The sequence below is a fragment of the Lysinibacillus sphaericus genome (assembly GCF_001629735.1).
GTDB classification, from domain to species: Bacteria; Bacillota; Bacilli; order Bacillales_A; family Planococcaceae; genus Lysinibacillus; species Lysinibacillus pinottii.
This window is the reverse complement of sequence record NZ_CP015224.1, coordinates 2,123,004-2,147,232: the sequence shown is the minus strand read 5'-3', so window position 1 is coordinate 2,147,232 and position 24,229 is coordinate 2,123,004. Positions and strand designations below refer to the sequence as shown.

Annotated in this window: 19 protein-coding genes and 1 riboswitch; of the genes, 16 read left to right on the top strand and 3 right to left on the bottom strand. The window is 37.0% G+C overall.

Features of this window, described 5'->3' with window-relative positions; genetic code table 11:
* Positions 1 to 31: 31 nt before the first annotated feature.
* The 10 genes from A2J09_RS10420 to A2J09_RS10375 all read left to right on the top strand — a co-directional run bounded on the left by A2J09_RS10420 (position 32) and on the right by A2J09_RS10375 (position 13,480).
* Positions 32 to 238, top strand: a complete 207-nt coding sequence (locus A2J09_RS10420) for a hypothetical protein (protein WP_012295117.1) — start codon at positions 32 to 34, stop codon at positions 236 to 238.
* Positions 239 to 791: 553 nt separating this feature from the next.
* On the top strand, positions 792 to 1,739 hold the full coding sequence (locus A2J09_RS10415; protein WP_012295115.1) for an ADP-ribosylglycohydrolase family protein: 948 nt from the start codon (positions 792 to 794) through the stop codon (positions 1,737 to 1,739).
* 26 nt (positions 1,740 to 1,765) lie between these two features.
* Positions 1,766 to 2,140: an SMI1/KNR4 family protein gene (locus tag A2J09_RS10410; RefSeq protein WP_012295114.1), complete on the top strand. Its 375-nt coding sequence runs from the start codon at positions 1,766 to 1,768 to the stop codon at positions 2,138 to 2,140.
* Positions 2,141 to 2,401: 261 nt separating this feature from the next.
* Positions 2,402 to 2,560, top strand: coding sequence for a competence pheromone ComX (gene comX, locus A2J09_RS10405; RefSeq protein ID WP_031417376.1), 159 nt, complete (start codon positions 2,402 to 2,404; stop codon positions 2,558 to 2,560).
* Positions 2,551 to 4,887: an ATP-binding protein gene (locus tag A2J09_RS10400; protein WP_012295112.1), complete on the top strand. Its 2,337-nt coding sequence runs from the start codon at positions 2,551 to 2,553 to the stop codon at positions 4,885 to 4,887. The genes comX and A2J09_RS10400 overlap by 10 nt, the downstream gene beginning before the upstream one ends.
* A 241-nt stretch (positions 4,888 to 5,128) precedes the next feature.
* Complete coding sequence (locus tag A2J09_RS10395; RefSeq protein ID WP_012295111.1) at positions 5,129 to 7,999, top strand: hypothetical protein; 2,871 nt, start codon at positions 5,129 to 5,131, stop codon at positions 7,997 to 7,999.
* Between the two features lie 144 nt (positions 8,000 to 8,143).
* On the top strand, positions 8,144 to 9,445 hold the full coding sequence (locus A2J09_RS10390) for a hypothetical protein (RefSeq protein ID WP_012295110.1): 1,302 nt from the start codon (positions 8,144 to 8,146) through the stop codon (positions 9,443 to 9,445).
* Positions 9,446 to 9,771: 326 nt separating this feature from the next.
* On the top strand, positions 9,772 to 10,995 hold the full coding sequence (locus A2J09_RS10385) for an MFS transporter (protein WP_012295109.1): 1,224 nt from the start codon (positions 9,772 to 9,774) through the stop codon (positions 10,993 to 10,995).
* A 22-nt stretch (positions 10,996 to 11,017) separates the two neighbouring features.
* Complete coding sequence (locus tag A2J09_RS10380; protein WP_012295108.1) at positions 11,018 to 12,433, top strand: M20 family metallopeptidase; 1,416 nt, start codon at positions 11,018 to 11,020, stop codon at positions 12,431 to 12,433.
* Positions 12,434 to 12,517: 84 nt separating this feature from the next.
* Positions 12,518 to 13,480 carry a glutaminase gene (locus A2J09_RS10375; protein ID WP_036162080.1) on the top strand — a complete coding sequence of 321 codons (963 nt, stop codon included), beginning with the start codon at positions 12,518 to 12,520 and terminating at the stop codon, positions 13,478 to 13,480.
* Positions 13,481 to 13,514: 34 nt separating this feature from the next.
* Here A2J09_RS10375 and A2J09_RS10370 read toward each other — a convergent pair whose 3' ends face one another.
* Both A2J09_RS10370 and A2J09_RS10365 read right to left on the bottom strand, forming a co-directional pair.
* Positions 13,515 to 14,852, bottom strand: a complete 1,338-nt coding sequence (locus tag A2J09_RS10370; protein WP_031417385.1) for an amino acid permease — start codon at positions 14,850 to 14,852, stop codon at positions 13,515 to 13,517.
* Positions 14,853 to 15,015: 163 nt separating this feature from the next.
* Positions 15,016 to 15,091: riboswitch (glycine riboswitch) on the bottom strand.
* A 424-nt stretch (positions 15,092 to 15,515) separates the two neighbouring features.
* Positions 15,516 to 15,902 (bottom strand): rhodanese-like domain-containing protein, encoded by a 387-nt coding sequence (locus A2J09_RS10365; RefSeq protein WP_031417387.1) that lies wholly within the window; start codon positions 15,900 to 15,902, stop codon positions 15,516 to 15,518.
* Positions 15,903 to 16,106: 204 nt separating this feature from the next.
* Between A2J09_RS10365 and A2J09_RS10360 the strand changes: the two genes are divergently transcribed.
* From A2J09_RS10360 to A2J09_RS10335, 6 genes are all read left to right on the top strand, one after another.
* Positions 16,107 to 16,937, top strand: coding sequence for a lipoate--protein ligase family protein (locus A2J09_RS10360; protein WP_031417388.1), 831 nt, complete (start codon positions 16,107 to 16,109; stop codon positions 16,935 to 16,937).
* Positions 16,938 to 17,125: 188 nt separating this feature from the next.
* Positions 17,126 to 19,696 (top strand): vitamin B12-dependent ribonucleotide reductase, encoded by a 2,571-nt coding sequence (locus tag A2J09_RS10355; RefSeq protein WP_031417389.1) that lies wholly within the window; start codon positions 17,126 to 17,128, stop codon positions 19,694 to 19,696.
* Between the two features lie 694 nt (positions 19,697 to 20,390).
* Positions 20,391 to 20,675, top strand: coding sequence for a hypothetical protein (locus A2J09_RS10350; RefSeq protein ID WP_031417391.1), 285 nt, complete (start codon positions 20,391 to 20,393; stop codon positions 20,673 to 20,675).
* Between the two features lie 479 nt (positions 20,676 to 21,154).
* Positions 21,155 to 22,093, top strand: a complete 939-nt coding sequence (locus tag A2J09_RS10345) for an alpha/beta hydrolase fold domain-containing protein (RefSeq protein ID WP_036162077.1) — start codon at positions 21,155 to 21,157, stop codon at positions 22,091 to 22,093.
* A gap of 246 nt (positions 22,094 to 22,339) precedes the next feature.
* Entirely contained in the window at positions 22,340 to 22,546 is a 207-nt protein-coding gene (locus A2J09_RS10340) for a helix-turn-helix transcriptional regulator (RefSeq protein WP_012295098.1), read from the top strand.
* Entirely contained in the window at positions 22,546 to 23,028 is a 483-nt protein-coding gene (locus tag A2J09_RS10335; RefSeq protein ID WP_012295097.1) for a hypothetical protein, read from the top strand. The genes A2J09_RS10340 and A2J09_RS10335 overlap by 1 nt, the downstream gene beginning before the upstream one ends.
* Positions 23,029 to 23,159: 131 nt before the next feature.
* Here A2J09_RS10335 and A2J09_RS10330 read toward each other — a convergent pair whose 3' ends face one another.
* Entirely contained in the window at positions 23,160 to 24,131 is a 972-nt protein-coding gene (locus A2J09_RS10330) for a DUF1385 domain-containing protein (protein WP_012295096.1), read from the bottom strand.
* Positions 24,132 to 24,229 lie beyond the last annotated feature (98 nt).

Here is a 24,229-nt window from a genome sequence, read left to right as displayed (position 1 = left end):
AAGTATTAGCATACAAGGGGAAGAACAGGCAATGGAAATAGAGGTTTCGATAGATAAGTTCATTATAGATTATAAGGATGTACCAGATTCAGCATTTTTACGTGTTTATATGGTCGGAGTGCAGAAATATCAAGTGAAAATGAAGATTTATAGTGGAACATATAGCTATGAGCTACACATGCGGAAAAGTGACGACGTATACATTCATATGTATTTTAAAAACTTTAGAGAAACATAAGGTCACTTATATACCCTAAGGATTGAGACAAGGCCAAAGAATTACTCACATTTCAGAGAAATAATAGATATGATAGGAATACAAGCAAGCCGAGTAGAATTTGTAAGCTGTGATGTAGCGTATGATATACAAACAGGCTTAGAAAATTTAGTGGTGATACCGACAGACGCATGGAGGAATATGACACACATTGATACCAATACGATATTTTGGTAGAAGCGACCAGCGTAAAAGGAGTAGTTACTGTAGAATTATGACAAAAGACTAGAGTTAGAAAGGAATAAAGGAATTTATTTAGCACATGAATTAAGTCGAATAGAAGTAGTGTATAAGGTAATAGAGCAAGTATTTGCTTAAAGACCTAATTAAACATCTGCCGAAATAGAATGGATATTATTTTGCGGCGATAGTCATAGATTGGGAAGAATTGAAGAAAAGATATCAAGAACGGAGGCATTACTATCAAGTTAGGACAGAAGATGGGGGAAATTCGCATCTGCAATTATAGTCTACTTTATAGTATGTTAGGTAGAGAAGGGGGACATGTAATCCTATGGTAGATGCAAAGATGAAAGAACGATTGTTTGCCACTTTATATGGTGGGATAGTTGGTGATTTGATGGGCGTACCTGTCGAGTTTAAGAAGCGGGGGACTTTCCGTGTAGAAGATGTGATAGGGTATGGAACTTACAATCAACCACCAGGAACATGGTCAGATGATACTTCTTTAACGCTATGTTTAGTCGAGAACATGATTGAAAAAGGCGATACAGGAAGCTTAATGGATAAGTTTGTACGATATATGGAGCAAGGCTATTTGACACCTTTTGGGGAAATGTTTGATATTGGCATCACGACTGCTGAAGCTGTGTCAAGCTATAAAAAGGGAGTTGTGCCTGAGCAATGTGGAAAAACGGGCGAGTTTGATAATGGCAACGGAACGCTGATGAGGATTGCACCTTTAGTGTTTGTATTGATGAATGAAGGTGATTTTAACAAAAGAAAAGCGTTGGTCCAGGAATATACCATGATCACGCATGGTCATCCACGTTCAATAGTAGGGTCTATCATTTATATTGAGTTATTATTAAGTTTATATCGAAATAATTCACTGGAGCTTGCATTAAATGAGGTATATAACTTGCTGCTAAATAATTTACAGCGTGAATTGCATACAGAGTTAAATGCCTACAGTAGAATCTTTGATGAGAACTTTTTACGTATCTCTGAAGATGAAATTTATTCTAGCGGTTATATTGTCCACTCACTTGAGGCAGCCATATGGAGTGTTGGTCATGCAGCTACCTTCAAAGAAGCTATTTTAAAGGCAGTCAATTTAGGAGAAGATACGGATACTATAGCGGCAATAACGGGTGCTTTAGCGGGTATGTGCTATCATATGGAGGGAATTCCAGCTGATTGGTTGAACGCAATTGTAAAAAAACAAGAGATTGATGATTTAATCGAAGCTTTTTATGAGTTTTGTTTGGTAAAGAATTGAAGAATCTTCAAAGAGGAGGTGACAAAATGTCTCCTTTACATAATATTGTTACTGGCAATCCTCCAGCAAGTGAGCATGATATTCTGCTAATAGAACAGACGATGGCTATTCATCTTCCACAAGAATATAAAAATGTTCTGAAAGAGGCCAATGGTTTTGCACTTACGAATGGTGTTTTAATATATGGTACCGAGGAAATAATGGAAAGAAATGAGACTTGGGAAGTGAGTGAATATGCAAAAGGCTATGTTGCCATAGGGGATGATGGTGGCGGAATGGTCTTTTTAATGGCGTTAGAGAAAGAAGCTTGTCAGGTTTTTGTTGTGGATGTTGGCGATATGAACCCGCAGCATGCTATATTGGTCTCTTCCCAATTAAACAGGTGGCTACAAGAAGGTTAATACGGATTGAAAAAGTATAAAATGAAGAAGCTTGTTCCTAGCATTAGGAGCAAGCTTTTTCTATGTCAAACTATGGAGAACTAAGCAAATTCATTACATATTCTATTATATTATTGTATTTTTTAGAAAATTATGTTGAATTGTAGGTGAATGATGGTATAATCAATTTATAGTTACAAATATGGTTAATAATTCCTTTGTGTAGAGGTTTTATTGGATAATAATAGTAACTATAAAAAACTAATGAAATGGAGCGATTTTATGATTAACATGGTTCAATATTTAGAGCAAAATCCGTCGTTGGTAACATTGTTAAAAGAAAAGAAAGCTTCTCTTGTTGGTGTAACAGAACTGGAACAAAAGGCAATTTTGGATTCGTTTGATGAAGATGTATGTTTAGAAAGTACAATTTGGTATTAAATTTTAATTATAAAAAATGGTTTTGGTTTGCTGTAAGTACATATTTGGTAATTGGGCTTTATTTACTAAATGTTACATACAGCAAGCCTATTTTAAGTATGGATGTTCAAAACGAGAATGGACAATGGATTTTAATAGAGCCATATTATAAAGAATGGGCTGAAAAACATAAAATAAAAAAAGGCGATATTATTTTAGAAGTTGATGGAAAACAGATTGATAGTCTCCGTGATTTAAAGTACGAACCTGTAATTCGTGCCGCTAGAGAATTGACAATAATGAAAGATAATGGGGCTGTTATAAACCTAAATATTAAGTTATATGATATACCTGAACAATTTTTTTATGTTTTAATAGTTCCTTTTTGTTATTTCCTTCTTACGTTATTTATCACTTTATATTTGTATTATAAACAAAAAAATACAATTCTCTTAAATTTATTGATTCTTTTTATCTTAACGGTTTCCTTAGCTTATGTTAGTAGTGGAGCATCTGCTAGGTTAAATCTTTTAGGAATAATAATCAATCGAAGCAGTATGCTACTTTGTTTAGTTATACTATTACACTTTTTAAAAATATATTTTGAGTTTATGGATTTAAAATGGTTGTTTACTAAAAAAATTAATTTGTTTTATACGATTCCCATTGCAGGTGTGGTATTAAGTGTCTTTAGCAATCTGTATCCCTCTACTCATTTTGAAAATTCGTTCATTATTTTAAGCCTTTTTTTCTTTTTATTGCTGGTGATTCTAGGAATAATAATACTAGGATACATCAAATATAAAACGCCCCAGTTAAAAATATTGTTAAGTAGTATTATCATTCCATTTTTGCCGTTTTTATTTCTTTATGCACTACCTGAAATACTATTTCATAAACAATTATTAGAAGCTTATATATGTTCTTTATTTCTCATGCTCATTCCTTTAAGCTTCTTGTTCACACAACTTACAGAACGTATATTTGATATGGAGTACTTTATATCGAGAATACGCTATTACTTTAATTTCTCATTTGCTTTTACCATTTGGCTTTTGGGTGGTTTGTATTTATTGACGGATTTATCGATTACACGTATGACGGAGCTATTCTTTTTTACGTTTCTTTCCTTAATGGCGTTGTTTTACATTAAGGAGCGGGTTGATTATCGTAAGCGAAAGATTTTGTTTTCTACGAAAGGTGACTATATCCATCGCTTATATACGACCGTCGATAGTATAGGCAGAGTTGTGAAGATCGAGGATTTATTGGAGAAGTTTGTCCAGGAAGTTGTGCTCCAGCTTGAGATGGAGAGCGTTTATGTTCTCACGTATGATTTTCAAACACACCAAGTTACATTAACGAACAAATCCAAGGAATACAATCAACATCAAATTGATGAGGTTTTACTTGAGCGATTAGTTTTAGGGGATATTAAAAAGACAGATCATTTCTATATAGCCTTTATTCATCAAGATGCAAATTATAAAAGAATCCTTGTGGTGGATCATAATAAATCTATTTATCTGAAGGATGAGGAATTGCTATGGCTGGAATTGTTGCTGTTATATTTAAATAACTTTATTGAAAATACTAAAATGGTCGAGGACCTCTTAGATCAGTTAAAGCATATGAAAGAGGCAGATAATCGTCAGCTGCCCTGGCTCAATAAATTACTTTGGCTCCGTTTTGAGGAGGAGAAGTATCAGTTAGCCCAAGAGCTTCATGATACGATATTACAGGAGCAGCTTCATATTGCCAGAGAAATGGATGTCCTGATGCACATGAAGGATTCAGAAAATATACCCATTAAACTGAGGAAGCTCCACGAGCATATGATTACCTCTCTGAATGATTTACGAGGATACTGTGAAAATTTAAAGCCCCCTTTGTTAGATACATTGGGCTTAAATGCTGCACTTGAGAAGCTGATTCAAAAAATTCAAAAACGGGCTAATTTTGTATTGTTATATACTATAGATCGACTTTACTTAGAGGATGAGCGTTTAAATTTAATGATTTATCGACTGTTTCAAGAATTATTAAACAATGCGTTAAAACATTCCTATGCCAATACCGTTACCATCTATTTACTAAGCACGGAAGAAGGCTTTGAAGTTTTGTATAGTGATGATGGGGTAGGGTGTAATTTAGATGACATTATGCTGGCCGAATCAATGGGCATTCAAGGTATGCAAGAGAGGGTTCAGGCTTTTAATGGGAAATTCACATTAAACAGTAAGGTAGGAGAAGGGATGATGATTCGTATATGCGTAAGTGAAACTCAACAGCCGTATCCTTATGCGTATAGTACGCTGAACCGCCCTACTTATATGATTCGAGGATAAGTAGATGAACAGAAGGCATATATCCAATACAATTTTCACCTTTTAATCTCTTCATGTTTTTTTATGAATGTGGATTAGAAGGCTTTTGTTTTTTGAGTATAAACTAATATCAAAATATTGTTATTGTAGAGATAAGAATACAGGAGAATATACACTTTTTTGAATTCTTTCCCCTGAATAAAGGAAATCAGGGAGATGTGGCCGATATAATTCAATAGAAGGATTGAGGAGGTCAACTAATTTGAATAAAAAATTATTTTTAACAGCAGCAGCACTACCCGTAGCGCTTATTGTACCGGCTGTTGCAAGTGCAGAGGAAACGGTGACGGTCACGGGGCAGAATATTGTCAATGAAACATTAACGGTTCATCAATTACCCAATAATGCTATAGTTAATGCCTACCAATGGTATTATCTAGAAAAGGTGGCTAGTGAAGACGGTTCAAAAACGTCCACGAATAAACCGATTGCAGGAGCTACTTCTGCTTCGCTAAAGGTGCCAGTAGAAGCAGCGGGTAAAACTATTTTTGTGGAAGCCACTACAACTGAGGGAAAAAAATATCAAAGTGAACCAAGAACCATTAATGCGTTGAATCTTGCTATTACAACGCCAACGTTAGAGGGTTTTTCAACTTCAGATTTTGTTGCACCTGGCGAAACGGTGAAAGTAGCAGGTATTACTGTTACGGATAAGGCAGGAGCGACATTAACAAGTGGTCAAATTACATATAGTTATCAATGGTTTTATCAGCTAGGTGAGGGTGAAAATTCCTTTACTATTATTGAGGGAGCTTCAGGTAGCACCTATACCATACCGAAAGATGCGATAGAAAAGGGCATCAAAGATATTATTGTTAAAGTCAAAGCTCAGGTAGGCACTTCTTTTGTGGAATCTCCACGTTCTGAAGTGATTTCTATATCAAAAGAACCAACAGATACATTAACAAATGATATTAAGAATCTATTAGTGAATGATAACAAATACAATGTTACTGATATAAAGTCTTTCGAAGAAAAAATTAAGGCATTAGAAAGTAAGTATCAGGCTTTATCAGAGCCAGCTAAAGGAAATGTGTCGAATTACGCTGTCCTCAAACGAGCACTTGCAGATGTGGACCTTATCAATAAGTTAAATGAAAAAGTGGACAAGGTGGGGGGAATTAACGACAAAGATTTACCTACCTACATTAAGGAGATTGAAGCGGCATACGATAAGTTCGATTTATTACAGCGTAGCTTAGATGTCAATGATGCTTTATATACGAGCATTAAGAACCTTCTAAATGAGCCAAATGATCTTGAGGAAATTAAAGAAGTCAGAAGACTTAATCTGGCCATCGTTAATTTATTAACCTACACAAATGGTATTGCCCAATATGTCCCTTCTGATAAGGATTCCTTGCAAGGTGTCGTGAATACGATTGAGGCAGATATCGCCAAATTATCCCAAAATTATCGTGGCGCTATTCAAAACCTAACGATTCTTAATGAGGCTAAAGCAGATATTAAAAAAGTGGAGCAATTTATTAAATCATTTGATAAATTATCATCCAATAATACGCCGAACAAGCAGGTCACGGTTGCCAAGTCTATTCGTTCCAACTATGAAAAATTAACGTATAAGCAATTAAAATTGGTGCCAGACAAGTACGGACAGCTTTTAGCGACAGCAGAGAGTGCGGAAGAAAGTCAAATTGCCACATTAAACAATGATATAGATAGCTATATTGGGGATGATATTTATCCAATAAACCCATCTGCTAGTTCTTGGCAAAGTCATGTTAATAATGTGGCTCGTATGGTAAAAGAATATAAGAGCTTAACAAAAGCATCAGCAGCACAAATAGAGGGATATGACAGTCTTATTACTTTACAAAAGGATTTAAAAACGGCTGAAAAAGTCATAAAAGATATGGATGCTTATCAAAAGCTTTCTGGCGTAACGGGTGTAACTGAAAGTAAATTGAATTCAAGCTATACGAATACATTAAAAGCTTATAATAAACTGACGTCTTTACAGCAATCGCTTGTCTATAATGCTGAAGAGTTTTTACTAAATACGCCAAAAGTTTCAGTGGATGGGAAAGTACCTGCTGATAAAGCTGCGGCAGAGGCATTGAAAGCTGATATCGCCAAATTTGCGGATGTCACTAAATTTACATTCAATCAATTAGAAAAAGCTGTTGATACGGCGGCGCAGTCCTATAAAAAGCTGTCATCTGGTGCAAGAAAATATGTAACCAATAACTATTTACTAACAGGTGCTCAGAAGGATATTACAGGTGTCAAATCTTTCTATAAAAAAATTCAAGCCGCTAAAGAAGAAACAGATGCAGCTAAACAAGCTAAAAAAATAGAGTCTGTGCAAAAAGCGTATGCTAAATTACCTGCTAATCAACAGCATTTAGCAAAAGAGCAATACGAAGCATTGTTAAAGAATCAAATTATTGATGAAAATGCACCAAATATAAAGCAATTGAATGATGAAATAGCTATGATTGTTGCCAATGATCAATATTTAGTGTCAATAGATAAAATTAATACACTTTCTAAGCAATACAGTAGCTTAAGCTCAAGTGATAAAAAGCTAATTACCAATTATGATATTTTAAAAGCGGCGATCGCAGATGTGAAAAAAGTAGAGTCCTTTATGAAGACCTATGATAAATCGTTTAGCGCTAACCCAAGTACTGTTATCAAGGCTTTTGAAAAGCTTACGTCTAAGCAAGTGAGCCTTATTCATTCAGATATCCAAAAATTAATTAGCGAAAAGCAACAAGGTCAACAACAAACGAATGAAAATGCTTTGACATTAATTGAATCAATCAATTCTCTCCTCGTCAATGGTGAGTATATAGTTGATCTAGAGGGTAAAGTAAAAGAAATTCGTACGGCATATGATGCATTGAGCGCTAGTGATAAAAAGATCATCAAAAACTATTCGAAGCTTACGCAAGCCGAAACTGATTTGAAGAAGGTTGCCGATGTCCATGCATTATACAAAGAGGATGGCGACGAGGCGGCTCGTAAGGCCTGGCAATCAGCTTATGGGAAGCTTTCCAAAAAATTAGAATTACTTTATAAAAACATGTATCCACAGGATATGAAATAAGGTAAGCCCCGAGAAATTCGGGGTTTTTCTTTATAAATTTTTTTATTTGTCTAGTAAATTGGTTGTCCGCTATACTATGAACAGAAGAGTAAAGAAATTTTTTACATAACCATTGTAGTTTCACAAAGAAGGTAGGAACAATAGATGTATAAAATAGGTGTTGTGGGTCCTGTCAAATCCGTCAATAGAATTATCGCTTTAGCCAGAGAGATTGAACAGGATATGGAATTTATTCCGTATATTTATTCTATTGCGACAGAGACAAAGCATCTTGTGGAGACATATAACCAAGATGTGGATTTCTGGCTGTTTTCTGGCTACATCCCTTATAAGATAGCGTGTCAAACAACAGTTTCGCACGATAAATTGGCACATATCATTTTTTCGGAGGCGGCTATTTACAGAGGATTTTTAGAGCAATCCTATCGACAAAAGAAGTTTATTGAAAATGTTAGTATCGACCTTATCCCTTCTCCCTCACAAATGGCTTCAGAGGGTTTAGCGGAGATCCAAAAAAATGTGAATAACATGTATTTAAAGGAATTTGATGTAGCGATTGATCCAAAAGAGTTGTTTGATTTCCACTATACTCTTTGGCAGGAGGGAAAGATTGATTTTGCTATCACTTGCTATCCTTCCGTTGATGAGGAGCTGAAAGGTCGAGGGGTTCCTTCCTATTGGGTATCTCCTACAAAAACAGAGATTTACCATACAGTCCAGCTGTTTACCGAAAAAATCAAAACATCCTACTATAAAGAAACCCAAATTGGTGCTGTGATGCTTGAAATCAAGGACTTCGATTCCTTAAAGGAACGTATGAAGCAAGGGTATCGTATTCAATATTTAGAGCTACGTACCAAGGAACATCTACTGCAACTTTGTGAACAAATTGACGGTTCCCTCATTGAAGAAGGGAATGGAAAATATACAATTTTTAGTACAAGGGGAGCCATTGAAGGGCAAATTAAATTTCTACAGGAAAAAATGTATCAACTATCAATTGAAATGGAGGCCAAAGTAACAGCAGGTATTGGTTTTGCGCAAACCGTATTCAATGCGGAGCTACATGCTCATCGTGGGCTTAGACAGACCAAAGAAAATGAGGCCGTCGATATTGTGATGATTCAGGATGATGGTACGATTATTGAGTCGGTTGGACATATAGAAGAACTGTCTTATTCTTACCGAGCAGAAGACCCTGATATTTTAGAAAAGCTAAAAAAGGGTAATATTAGTATTAAAACGTATATGAAAATCCATGCGCTTGTGCAGAAAATGCGCTGGAAACATTTTACGACAAAGGATTTAGCGACACAGCTTCAAATGAGTGAAAGAAACGCACAGCGTATTGTTGCTGATTTATGTAGTGTGGATTTAGCAAGAATTTGTGGTGAAGAGTTACAGCATACGCGTGGTAGACCAATAAAAATGTATCAGCTTGTCTAGAAACTAAAAAGATGCTCCAAACCAGCCCATGGTTTGGGCATTTTTTTTTTTCTCAAATTTTAGGATTGAAAACAAAGGTCAGTTCATGAGTTGTGAGCTTTTTGAGGAAATCATTCATAGTGAAGGATGCGATTATCTATTAGAAATTTTCAAAAAAATATTGTATTTTTTGACTACTTTGATTATTATACGAATATATAACGAAAATGTCGGTATATAAAAGGGGTTTTGATTTTACTAGATTTACAAGGGGGCAAGAATCTTAAAGAGTAATCGTAGCGGTGATGCAATCACTGCCATAAAAAGGGATCATGGGAGGGATATAAATGACAACAAATGACGTAACGAAAAAATCTAGAAATGTCATCCTTGCACTATTATTTTTAGGCTGGTCTTTAGGGAACTTAGATCGCTATATTATGAACTACGCGGTCGTTTCAATTACAGGTGATTTGCAATTGGATGCATCTTCGACGGGTATCATTTTAAGCGCTTTCTTTTTAGGGTATGCCATTATGCAAATACCAGGAGGCTGGCTAGCTGATAAATTTGGCGCAAAACGAATCTTACTAATGGCAGTCATCATGTGGTCTATTTTTACGGGACTAACGGCTATTGCCTGGTCTTTAACAGCAATGATTGTTATTCGTTTCTTATTCGGCATTGGCGAGGGTGGATTCCAGCCGTCTAGCTCTAAAATTATTGCCACGATTTTTCCGAAAGAAGAAAGAGGAAGAGCGATGTCGATTATGCTTACCTCTGGTGGGATTGTTTCGCTAATTGTACCACTGTTAGCCGCGTATTTATTAGGAACAATTGGCTGGCGTATGATGTTTATCATTATCGGGGCTATTGGAGCCATTATTGCTTATTTATATTGGAAATACATTCAGCTACCAAAAGCTGAAACAGCAGATGCTGCTGAGACAGGTAGTCCGACAGTCAAGGTAAGCTTTAAAGAACTATTGAAAACACCGCTGATGTGGAATTTGATTATTGCTTATTTCTGTATTTATGCGGTGAACTGGGGATTAGTATCGTGGATTCCAACGTATCTTCAAAAAAATCGTGGACTAGATTTAATGTCCATTGGTTGGGCACAAACGATTCCTGCCATTACAACAATTATTGGGGTGTATGGTAGTGGCTATATCATCGATAAGCTTCCAAAAGGAATGGAAAAGGTGTTAGGCTCCATTTCCTGTGCAGTGATCGGTATTTTACTGTATTTAATGTTTACTGCGAAAACGGTGACATTATTTATTGGCTATCAAACAGTTGTTTCTATTTTTATCGCATTTGTCATCACGCTACTACCCGTAATCGTTTTAAAGAAATTGCCTTCGTCTATAACAGGCTCAGCGATGGGGATTGCGAATACAGGCGGACAGCTAGCGGGGTTTGTTACGCCCATGGCTATTGGTTTTATGGTCGATGCCTTTAATGGTTCCTTTGATGCAGCCTTTTGGATGCTGATTGGATTCGCACTCATTTGTATTGTGTCGCTTGTGACGCTAAACGATCAAAAGGGAGCATTATTGAAAGCATAAAGAACAAATTGGAGGGACAATTATGAGATTTCAAGAGAAAATTTCTACATTGATTGAGGCAAAGAAGGAAGCGAGTGTGGCCTTAAGCGATGCGATTTGGGCAGTACCGGAGCTTCATTTTCAAGAGAAACAATCGATGCAATATATGAAAGAGGCACTAGAAAAAGAGGGTTTTCAAACTGAGGTTGGCGTGGCTGGTCTTGATACGGCGCTGGTCGGAACATTTGGCTCAGGAAAGCCAGTTATCGCCTTTTTAGGGGAATACGACGCACTCCCAGGCTTGAGCCAAAAGGGTGGTGTTACCAATCATGAGCCTCTAGAGAATGGCGGAAGCGGTCATGGCTGTGGCCATAATTTGTTAGGAACAGGAGCATTTGCAGCAGCTGTTGCAGTAAAGGATTATTTAGAGCAACATCAGCAATCTGCAACCATCCGTTTCTACGGTTGCCCTGCCGAAGAAAATGGATCTGGTAAAGCTTATATGGCGAAAGCTGGCTTATTCGATGATGTAGATATCGCCATTTCCTGGCATCCTGGTACTTTTTCAACGGTGATGACTTGTAGCTCTCTTGCAAACTATGCCGTTACATTTAAGTTTACAGGTAAAAGTGCTCATGCAGCAGCTGCTCCTCATCTTGGAAGAAGTGCTTTAGATGCTGTTGAGCTTATGAACGTTGGGGTAAACTACTTACGAGAGCATATCATTCCAGAAGCACGAGTGCATTATGCTATTACAAACTCTGGTGGTTCATCTCCGAATGTTGTTCAACCATATGCCGAAGTTACCTACTTAGTGCGAGCACCTAAAAAGCAACAAGTGCAAGAAATCTATCAGCGCGTTGAAAATATTGCAAAGGGTGCAACGCTTATGACAGGCACTTCCCTAGAAATTGATTTCGAAGGTGCTGCTTCTAATTTAATAACAAATAAGACACTTTATGATGTCATGTATCAACAAATACTTGAAATTGGCATGCCAGACTATACAATAGAAGATGAACAGTATGCTCAGGCTATTTTCCATACGTTTTCTCCTGAAGTACAAGCCTCATCATTGGTCGGTCTACATAAAGGCGATGTACAACAATTACAAGGAAAAGTTATTGCTGATCATATTCCTCGTATACTCCCTGAATTTATTATGGGTGGCTCTACTGATGTGGGAGATGTCAGCTGGAATGTGCCAACTGTTCAATGTACAACAGTATGTATGGCATTAGGAACACCATTGCATACTTGGCAAGTTGTTTCTCAAGGTGTCACGCCAATCGCCCATAAAGGTATGCTACAAGCTGCTAAAATTATGGCGTGTACAGCGATTGAGTTATTGGCTAATCCAGTACTAATTGAAGAAGCTAAAAAGGAATGGCAAGAACGTCTTGATGGGGAGACGTATAAATCGTTAATTCCGGAGGGGACAATGCCTCCAAAGCTATAAAAGAATAGCAAAAATATGGATAGAGTCTTCATAGGAGAACTATGAAGACTCTGTTTTTGCACATTTTGAAAGGAGTCCACAGTAATGACAACACAACCTAGTCACGATCAGCTTGTGGCACAATGGGTAACACAGTTTCGCTCTGCTGCTAAAGAAGGACAGTGCGCTAACTATATCCCTGCATTAGCTAAAAAAGACCCGAATCAATTAGCTATAGCTATTATCGGAACTGAAGGGCACGAAATGAAAGCCGGGGATACGACTGAACTATTTACGCTTCAGAGTGTTTCTAAAGTAATCACCTTTATATTGGCCTGTATGGACAGAGGATTGCCATATGTATTAGAAAGGGTAGATGTTGAGCCGACAGGGGATACATTCAACTCCATTATTCGTTTAGAAAGTCATCAACCAGGAAAGCCCTTTAATCCAATGATTAATGCTGGGGCGATTACTGTTTCCTCTATGATGATGGGAAATTCACCACAAGAGAAAATTGACAAAATCCTGCATTTTTTAGAGCAAATCATAGGCAAACCTTTAAGTATTAATGAGGAAGTGTTTCAATCAGAGTGGCAAACAGCGAACCGTAATCGAGCACTAGCCTACTACCTCAAGGATTCTGGTTTCTTAGACTGCCCAGTAGAAGCGGCTCTTGAGGTTTACTTAAAGCAATGTGCGATTGAAGTCAATGTATCCGATTTAGCGATGATTGGTTTAGTTATTGCCAATGATGGCTATCATCCGCTATTAAAGAAAAAGTTATTTCCTAAACAAGTGGCGAAATTAGCAAAGGCTTTAATGGTGACATGCGGTATGTACAATGCTTCAGGAAAATTTGCAGCATTTATTGGACTTCCTGCTAAAAGTGGTGTCTCCGGTGCCATTCTTACAGCTGTGCCTGGCCATGCAGGACTAGATTCACCCTTTCCTGCTGGCTGCGGGATAGGTATTTATGGACCAGCCATTGATCCAATCGGGAATAGTGTCGCAGGTGTCCAATTACTGAAACATTTAGCGACAGAATGGGATATGACCATTTTTTAAAAAGTAGAAGATGACTTCAGAGCTTAGTCTGAAGTCATCTTTTTTTCATTTTATATAGAATAAATAAGGCAATAAACCAAATAGGTGTTAGTAGCAGAGCTGTACGTGTTGCCTCGGAAATAAACATCACAATTAATAGAAAAGTAAAAAACGCAAGCACTACATAGTTGATAAAAGGTGTCAGCGGTGCTTTAAAGCTTGAGGCCTCATGAAGGGCACGATTTTTCCGTTTATAGATAATGTGAGAAATGATGATAATACTCCACACCCATATGAAGCAAATCGCACTAATAGTCGTAACGATACTAAAGGCATTCTCTGGCATTAGCTTACTTAACAGCGCCCCCACAGAGACAACAATTGCGGAAATAACTAGCGCGTTACTGGGAACACTATTTTTATTGAGCTTAGCAAAAGCAGGTGATGCTTGTTTATTTTTACCAAGATTAAAGAGCATGCGACTTGTTGAAAATAAACCACTATTACCAGCAGATGCGGCTGAAGTAAGCACGACAAAATTAATAATACCTGCAGCAATTGGAATACCTGCTAACGTAAATACTTGGACAAATGGGCTGCTTGCGGCAGACATTTCATACCATGGGTTGATACATAGGATGACAAATAGTGCCCCTACATAAAAGAGTAAAATTCGAAACGGTATTTTATTAATAGCTGAAGGAATGTTTTTTTGTGGGTTTGCAGTCTCGGCTGCCGATACGCCTACTAATTCCACACCGACGAAAGCGAAAACGACCATCTGAAAGGCCATTAAAAAGCCATATACGCCATTTGGAAACAGGCCGCCGTGAACCCAAAGATTATCTACTGAAACTGTTCCAGAGCTTGTTTGAAAGCCTGTCACTAACATAATAAGCCCAAGGATAATGAGTGCCACAATGGTAATCACTTTAATGATTGCAAACCAAAATTCTAACTCCCCAAATAGTTTGACCGTCAATAAATTCAGTAGTAGCAATAATACTAAACAACCGATAGCGGGAACCCATTGGGGAATATTAAACCAATACTGTGTATAGACTCCTACAGCAATAATATCTGCCATCGCTGTCATGATCCAACAGAACCAGTATGTCCAGCCTGTTACATATCCTGCCCATGGTCCTATGTATTCGGAGGCAAAATCCGTAAATGATGTATATCCTGAATTCGATAATAATAGTTCGCCCAATGCACGCATAACAAAAAAGAGTGCCGTTCCGACAATTAAATAGGCAAGAATGATGGAAGGCCCTGCTAACGCAATGGCTTTCCCGGAGCCTAGAAATAAACCGGTTCCTATTGTTCCACCAATGGCAATAAGCTGCACATGACGATTTTTTAATTCACGTTTTAATTGTTGCTGTTCCACGTTAATCCCCCCAAAGATGCATAAAAAATGATGACTGGAAAAATAAAAAGAGACTAGTTGTGACACTAGTCTCGGAAAAACGTCAGAATAACAAATACCATTTGACCACGGATGCTTCATCAAATCATCTTAATCTTTGTGTGGCATCGCTTAAAAAAGCTGTTATTACTCCTCTGTCCTTTTGCCTGAGATAGTGAACCCTTCGGCGACGCAAATGCGCTCTCTCCAGAACTGCTCCTGCTATAGTTTGATCCATAGCATTCATAGCTAATTAATTTTTATACTTAATATTATTTTAAGATATTATATATCCTAGCAGTGCTATTCCAATTATTCAACTATAAATTTATATTATTTTCAGAAAAATAGAAGAATGCAGTGCATACATGAAAAATACTAACGAAAATTAGTATTTTTGGACATACAAAATTTCTCCTATTATGTGAAAATGAATAAATTTGAAAGGCTTCTGGGAAGAATGATGAAGACCTTCAAAGTAGGTTCAAATAAGGTGGGACGAGGAAGCGGATGGCATAGTATGAACAAGCACCATAAATAGACACTTAAAATTTTGCAATAGATATAATATAGTAGAAACTCTGAATTTTTTGTATAAAAAGAAGTCGTCTCCTAGTTCTTTGAGACGACTTTTTTAGGGAAATATTAATATTTTTTGGTTTTTATTTTACCTGTCCAAGTTTTGAAACCGCCTTGAAGTTGGTAAATTTGGTTGTACCCACGTTTTTTAAGAAATAGTGCAGCACGTGAGCTACGGCCTGTATTTTGACAGTATAAATATACTGGTAAATCTGGGCGAATTTCTTTATAACGTTGACGTAGTGTTGTGGAAGGAACGTTTCGTGCTCCAAGAATGTGACCAGCATCAAATTCTTTTTGTTCACGAACATCGATTAGCTGTGCTTTACGATAGCCTTCAATAAATTGTTCTTGTGTTAAGTTGGTTACAGCTTTTTTGAGTCGTAGTGCATTAATACCGATGTATGCAATTATGACTACTAAAACGACACCGATTGTGATAAGTATGTCCAAGATTTTCTTACCCCTTTCTATCTTCTTTATTATTATAAAAGATGCGCTAGCGATAGTCCAATGAGTTTGATAAAATTAACTAGATTGTGGCGAATTCGTCTATCTCGCTTCAAAAGCAACAACTTGAACGGTAACGTAATCTTCGTTAAGGTTGAACCACAGGTGGGGCCTGAGGTACTTTTATAAATTGTAGGAGATGAACAAATGACAACTTGGTATTTTTTAAATTCAGGGAAATGTAGTCCGTCTTTTAATATGGCACTAGATGAAGCATTACTTGATTGGCATAGTGAGGGGTTAATTCCACCAGTCATTCGTTTTTATGAGTGGGAACCAGCAACACTATCAATTGGTTATTTTCAGCAGGCCAAAAAGGATATAAATTTAGACGCTGTACGAGAACAAGGCTTAGGCTTTGTACGTCGACCTACTGGTGGACGAGCTGTGCTGCATGAGCATGAGCTTACATATAGTGTCATCGTAACAGAAAGCTATCCAGATATGCCAGAGTCCGTGACAGAGGCGTACCGTGTGCTAAGTGAGGGAATCTTGCAAGGTTTCCACAACTTAGGAATGGATGCCTATTTTAGTGTCCCGGATACAGAGGAAAAAAGAGCAGACTTAAAGAGTCCAAAAAGTGCTGTATGCTTTGATGCTCCAAGCTGGTACGAGCTGGTAGTCGAAGGGAAAAAAATAGCTGGAAGTGCGCAAACACGTCAAAAAGGCGTTATATTGCAGCATGGTGCCATTTTATTAGATTTAGATCAAGAGAAGCTATTATCGGTCTTTAATTTTTCGAGTGAAGAAGCGAAGGATCGTATGCGCAGAAAATTACCGGAGAAAGCAGTAGCGATTAACAGTCTTGTGGATGAGCCTGTGACAGTTGAACAATGTGTGACAGCTTTTCGAGATGGATTTGCAAAATCGTTGCAAATTGAATTAAAACCATTTACACTTTCTGAGGAGCAGTTAGAATATGTCCGTGCATTAGAAGAAAAAAAATATGCATGTGATGAGTGGAACTTCAAAAAGTAAAAAATGGTATAAAAAAAATATTTTTAAGCTTTCAATCCTTGCTATTACAAGTAGTTCCGATTCTATTGAAAAAAGCAAGAGTTGAATTGAAAATCTATATATAGTATCTTTTTTAAAGACATATACACAATATGTAGTGTTTAACAACACATGATATTGTGTATTTATTTTGTAAGGGAGGCAAAACGATGGTACTCACAAATCATCAACCCGATGTAAACAATCAATTTGAACAGTTAAACAAAGATATCGAACAATTCCCGCAGGTACACCCTGTAACGCCTGATATGCACATCACGCACAAAGGTGTATCTAGACTTGTCATGATCGATCGCTACTCGTTTAAAGACACAGAAAAGAAAACACTGAAAGCTGGTGACTTTGTTGTTTTAACGGTCAAAGCTGATCCAAAATTCCCTGCACGTGGTTTAGGGACCATTCAAAAGCTGGACATGACTACAAAAACAGCAGATATTTTGATTGAGGAAGATTATCGTAGCGCTTTAGACGATCCAAAAGAGCAAGAAACGGGTGTGATTACGCGTTCAATTGACGTGCTAGAGAAGCCTCTTGAGATTTTTTATGAACAAATCGCTAAACGAAATGCAACAGGACTTGCAATTGTTGAAAAAACGCCAGAAAAACGTCAAGAATGGTTTGAAAAATTTTATGATCAATTAGTGTCCTTAAAATTCATTCCTGCAGGACGAGTGATATACGGAGCAGGGTCTGAAACAGATGTAACATTCTTTAACTGCTACGTAATGCCTTTTGTTGCTGATTCACGTGAAGGTATTAGTGATCATCGTAAGCAAGTAATGGAAATTATGAGCCGTGGTGGTGGAGTAGGAACAAATGGCTCTACATTACGTCCACGCAACACACTGGCACGTGGTGTAAACGGCAAATCATCTGGTTCTGTTTCTTGGTTAGATGATATTGCTAAATTGACACATCTTGTAGAGCAAGGTGGCTCACGTCGTGGAGCACAAATGATTATGCTTGCAGATTGGCATCCTGATATTGTGGAGTTTATTATTTCTAAAATGCAAAACCCACGTATTCTTCGTTACCTAATTGAAAATACAACGGATGAAACAATCATTCGTCTAGCCAAAGAAAAATTAAACTTCAAGCCGCTTTCTATGCAAGAAGAAGCTATGTATCAAGGCATTGTAAACTATAAAAGTATTGAAGGTTTAGGTGGATTCGATACAGCCATTATTCGAGAGGCTGAAAATAAACTACGTGATGGTGGCACATATACCGTTCACAATCCAGAGTTTTTAACGGGTGCAAACATATCCGTAACATTAACAAAAGAATTTATGGAAGCTGTTGAAAACGATGATGATTTCGAACTACGTTTCCCAGCGGTGGAAGAATACTCAAAAGAGGAAATGAGTGCTTATAATACAGAATGGCATAATGTTGGTGACGTTCGTGAGTGGGAGAAGATGGGCTATAAAATCCGCACATATCGCACGATTAAAGCGAAAGAATTGTGGAATTTAATTAACGTATGTGCAACTTACTCCGCAGAGCCAGGAATTTTCTTTATCGACAATGCCAATGATATGACGAATGCAAAGGCATATGGTCAAAGCGTTGTAGCGACAAACCCATGTGGGGAACAGCCACTTGCGCCATATTCAGTGTGTAACTTGGCAGCAGTAAACCTTGCACAATTTGCTAATAAAGACAACCAAACTGTAGATTACGAAGCACTACGTGAAACGGTTCGTGTAGGTGTTCGAATGCAGGATAATGTTATTGATGCCACACCATACTTCTTAGAAGAAAATCGTGTACAAGCACTAGGTGAGCGTCGTGTCGGTTTAGGCGTAATGGGCTTAGCTGATTTACTTATTTATTGTGAGAAAGAATATGGTTCTGAAGCAGGTAATGCTTTAGTCGATGAAATCTTTAAAACAATTGCTGAAACAGCGTATGAGGCGTCTACAGAGCTTGCTAAGGAGCGTGGTAGCTTCCCATTCTTAGTCGGTGCTACTGACGAAGAAACAGCTCGTTTACGTAAAGCTTTCACAGAAACAGGCTTTATGGAAAAAATGCCTGCTCATATCAAGGAGCAAATTTTAGCAACGGGTATTCGTAACTCCCATTTATTAACGGTTGCTCCAACTGGTTCAACAGGAACGATGGTAGGTGTAGCGACAGGTCTTGAACCATACTTCTCCTTCACATACTACCGTTCTGGTCGTCTTGGTAAGTTCATTGAAGTGAAAGCTGAAATCGTAAAAGAATACTTAGACCGTCATCCAGAAGCTAATGAGCAAGAGCTTCCAGAATGGTTTGTAACGGCAATGGAGCTAAAACCAGAGGCACATGCTGATGTACAATGTATTATTCAAAAATGGATTGATTCATCAATCTCTAAAACAGTAAATGCACCAAAAGGCTACACTGTACAACAAGTTGAAAAAGTTTACGAGCGACTGTATAAAGGTGGCGCTAAAGGTGGTACGGTCTATGTGGATGGTAGCCGTGATTCACAGGTACTTACGCTAAAAGCTGAGGAAAATGATATGGATCAATTATCATTTGAAGAAGAATTAGTGGAAGAACATACAAAACGTCCAGTCGTATTAGTGGATACGATTCAAGCACTAGAGTCCACAACGGTAATTGGCTCAGACGTAGGAAATACATGTCCGGTTTGCCGCAAAGGAACAGTCGAAGAAATGGGTGGCTGTAATACATGTACAAACTGTGGCGCACAGTTAAAATGCGGCCTGTAAATATTGTTTATACCACGTTATTGTAGCGTTCTATAAACAATTTCAGTCATAAAAATTTAAAGTAACCTCTTCGGTATGATGACCGTAAGAGGTTACTTTTTTATTTTTTCTGAAAATTATAGGGTATCTATATAACCGCAAATAACCCCTATATTCCAATAGCAGGTATTACAAAAGCCTTGTTGGATTCTGTTACTTCAACTGTTACCTATGAACAATGAAGTTCACAGATACAGGAGTAAAAAAACGAACTGAGTCCTTTCAGCTACTAGACCCTTCCGAAAATCATGAATATAAAGCAAGAACCGTGCAACTGGTTAACGAAATGGGTGCTTTTCCATCATAAAAAAACGTATTTATTTTGTAGAAGGACTATGATGAGGAATAAGAATAATGGTGGATAGTAGATGAAGAAATAACTAAAAAACTAATGGTTTAATTTGTAAAATTAGAATATATAACATTATGATAAAATCTTTATTAGAAATAATTACCAATTTAACATTTCTTAATTTTCTGTGGTGCAGTGTCGATTAGTCTTCATGAATCGCTACTCTAGTAAAATAGAGTGCCATCAAAAAAACGCTTATAGGGAGCATCGGGATTTACAAAAATAAGTACAAAATTCCGAAAAGAAGGTTTGGGAACATCTTAATTACAATTTATTTCTATATTGAAAAAAGGAGGTATCAATATGTGGTTCATATTCGGAATTATTGCTATAGTTGCAACCTTTATAAATCTTTATATGTATAAAACAGGTAAAGATTATAAGCTTGCGATGGCAATGGGGGTATCATTTACAGCATTGACACTTTGTTCAGAGTATAGTCTTGTATCTAGATGGGTAAAAGTGGAGGATTGGGCAGCTTTAGAGGATGTAGTACCTGGTATGGAAAGGGCATTATGGTTTTTAACAATTGTTTCTATCTTACTAAATATAGCACCTATACTTTTAGAACCGAAAAATAAAAAATAGACGCTTACTCGAGCTCATACCGATATGGTAAGCAGCATAAAGTTCTCAAACAACGCTTTGGGGACTTCTTTTTAATAAAAAATCTTAATCCTAAAAATATGAAGGTAGAGGTAAACGATGCATCATAGGTCTATCAAGGCCTCAGGCTTTTGCTGCATGATTAAAATAAAAAGGCATCTGAAGGCTATCTGAACTCGTTCCTATACTTGAATTGCAGGGGCCTTAGTTGAAAACAATCTTTCACAATCGTGCAAATAAAAAAGACTGTCTTTATGAAGAAAGTTTGATTAAATGAAGGAGTCTATAGCCATATGTGGAATTAAAATATAAATGTCTGGTCAATTGTAATTTGTCATAAAGATTGGTTACAAAATCTATTTTGTAAAGTGCTTGAAGATGGTATTTGTTCACTTTAAGGGTTGTTTGTTTGAGTTTCTCGTACATCCACCTAGATGAACATGCTGAAAGGGGAGAAAGAAATGAGTGTAGTACTTTTTAATGGAGAACGTTCTGAAGAAAGTGTCCAATTTGAACAGTTGTTATTTTCCCAAAGTAATAAAGTGAGTTTTTCTAGTGTTGAAAATGCTAAACAGTTTATCAAACAAAGGGCAACGGTGAATAATCAGCCCTATGTTATTGAAGATGAAGTTCAATTTTTAAGTGTTAAGGACGAACAAACTTTTCAGGATATGCAAGTTTTTACTTTAAATGATCAAAAGTCCTCGAAACAAAAAGTGATTCTCTATATTCATGGTGGCGCTTGGACGAATCAGCCTTTACCTTTTCACTGGCTGTTTATGGATAAAATGGCGCAAGCATTACAGGCAAAAGTTATTGCTCCGATTTATCCAAAAGTACCTCATTTTAATCATAAGGATACGTACCAAAAAATGCTCAATCTCTATACTAGAATTTTAGAAACAATTGAAAGCTCCAGTCAATTAACTATTATAGGGGATTCTGCAGGAGGCAATATAACACTTGGTTTGGTCCAGCTTTTAAAAGAAAACCATTTGCCGCAGCCACAAAATATTATTTTATTATCTGCTTGTGTTGACCTAAGTTTAGAAAATCCTCTTATTCCTGAATATGAAGAAAAGGACCCAATGCTAGCTAGTGAAGGAATGGGAGTCATCACAAAGATATGGGCAGCTGATAAGGATTTAAAAGATCCATTAATTAGTCCCATTTACGGTGATTTTCAGGGTCTTGCGACAATCACCCATTTTATTGGTACCCATGAAAGCTTATATCCGGATGCTGTAAAATTTGATGAACAACTAACCGAGCAAGGAATTGATATAACAACCTTTGTTTATCCTAAAATGAACCATGTGTTTGTTGTAATGCCCATCCCAGAAGCTTTAGACGCTCAACAGAAAATTATTAATATTATTGATAGTAAAGGAATGAAATAGAGAAGGACACTAAATAAAAATAGTGTGACTATCCTAAGCGTGTTTTGATTTTTCAATACACGCTTTTTCTATGTCCAATTTGGATAGGGGATTTTTTTTCAGAAACCAGTCGCCTCTAATCCTGTCCTATTTCATTGTTTAAACGAACATAAAAATGTAAAGCTAACTTGACATATCAAAAGATGTAAAGTAAACTTTACTTATTGCTAAATGTATAGTTTACTTTACATTTGATGAGGAGGCATTATGAAAAATAGAATTCGTGAATTGCGGAAATCGAGGAAGATTACGCAGGAGGATTTGTCTAAATTAGTGGGTGTCTCACGCCAATCAATCATTGCAATTGAATCAGGGAAATTCAATCCATCACTAGAGCTTGCCTACAATATTTCAAAAGCTTTCAACTGCACGATTGAGGAAGTTTTTATTTTCGAAGAGGAGGGAATGGCATAATGGAATTTTCTATAGGCGGTATTGTTGGACTATACGGCGGGATGATTTTTGGCATCCTTGGCTGGTGGTTTGGAAGGAAAAAAGCGAAGAAAAATAGAGGCTTAGATGAAGTACACGACCATATTTGGCAAAGGGCGAAAGCTTATTCATGGTATATGACGTTAGCAGCAATTTATATTTTCTTTTCATTAGTAGTGTTTGGGATTAAATTAAGCACTGCCATGGTTTTAGCTGTACTTTTATTTGTACACTTAGGGAGCTGGGCGATCATTGGGCTCATTTTGACTATCAACATGTACAGACCAATACCTTTTAAGCCTTCTTATGTGAAGTTAGGTATAAGCATCAATGTCGCATCACTACTTATTTTTACCATTATCTCGATTCTAACAAATAATTGGCTGTTTTTATTATTTAGTATTTTGCCTAGTATGATGGGTATATTTACTGCACTTACAGTCAATAGGAAAGAATCTAAATAAATTTAGTTGTCCGATTCATCCCTTTGGATAGGTTTATCGAGCTGCGATTATGGCATTTAAACGAAAAATGCAAGGCTCGCATCTATATAAAAAAGGCAGTTCCAACAACTTACGTTGGGACTGCCTTTTCCTTAATCATGATTTAATGTTGCTGCTATTTCTGGCTGTTGCTCTACTTGAAGTAGCATATTAAAGGATGCAATGGCAACTTCCACTTGATCATCCTTTGGTTCGCGAGTCGTTAGCAATTGAAGCCATAGACCAGGATAGCCAAGGAAACGTAATACTGGAATATTACGGCAGGCGTTTGTCGCCTGTAATACTTCAAATGATATTCCTAGTACTACGGGAATTAATAATATACGATCTAAAATACGTAGCCACAGCGGGTCCGTTGGCACAAAGAAATATAAAAACATGCCGACAAAGACTGTGAAAAGAATAAAGCTACTACCACAACGGTAGTGTAGACGTGATTGTGCTTGGACGTTCTCCACTGTAATGTCTAAACCAGCTTCATAGCAGTTGATGACTTTATGCTCCGCCCCATGGTATTGGAATACTCGTTTAATGAGAGGCGTTAACGAAATAAAATATAAATATGTGAGCAGTAATAATAGTTTAATACCGCTTTCAAGTAAAATTTGACCCGTTTTTCCTTCAATCCATTTAGAGAAAAAATCAGCTATAAAAACCGGAATTAGTGTAAAGGCAAATTTTCCAAATAAGAAGGAAAGAATACCTACTACAGCAACGCCAAGTATCATTTGAAGTTTGGAGCCTTCTTCTTTATTTTCTTCTTCTTCGCCAGGTACCACATCATAACGATCCCCAGCAAATTGCATATGACGAGAACCTAAGCCTGCTGATTCAATCAGTGCGACCACGCCTCGAACAAATGGGATTTTTTTAAGCTTTTGTAAAATAGGTTTTTGTACTTTTTTAAAATGATAATAATCAATGGAATCATCGTTACGACGAATGGCAGTAACTGTATGATCCTTTCCTCCGAACATCACACCTTCTAATTGTGCTTGTCCCCCGTATACAGGTGAATTGCTCAAGGCTAACACCACTCTCTTTATATATTTCAACTGTACCATTGTACTAAATTTAGTCAAAAACCTCTACAGTTACGCATAGTAAATTTTCTATATGGCTACACTAATCGTACATTTTAGGAAATGATTAGTATGCAATG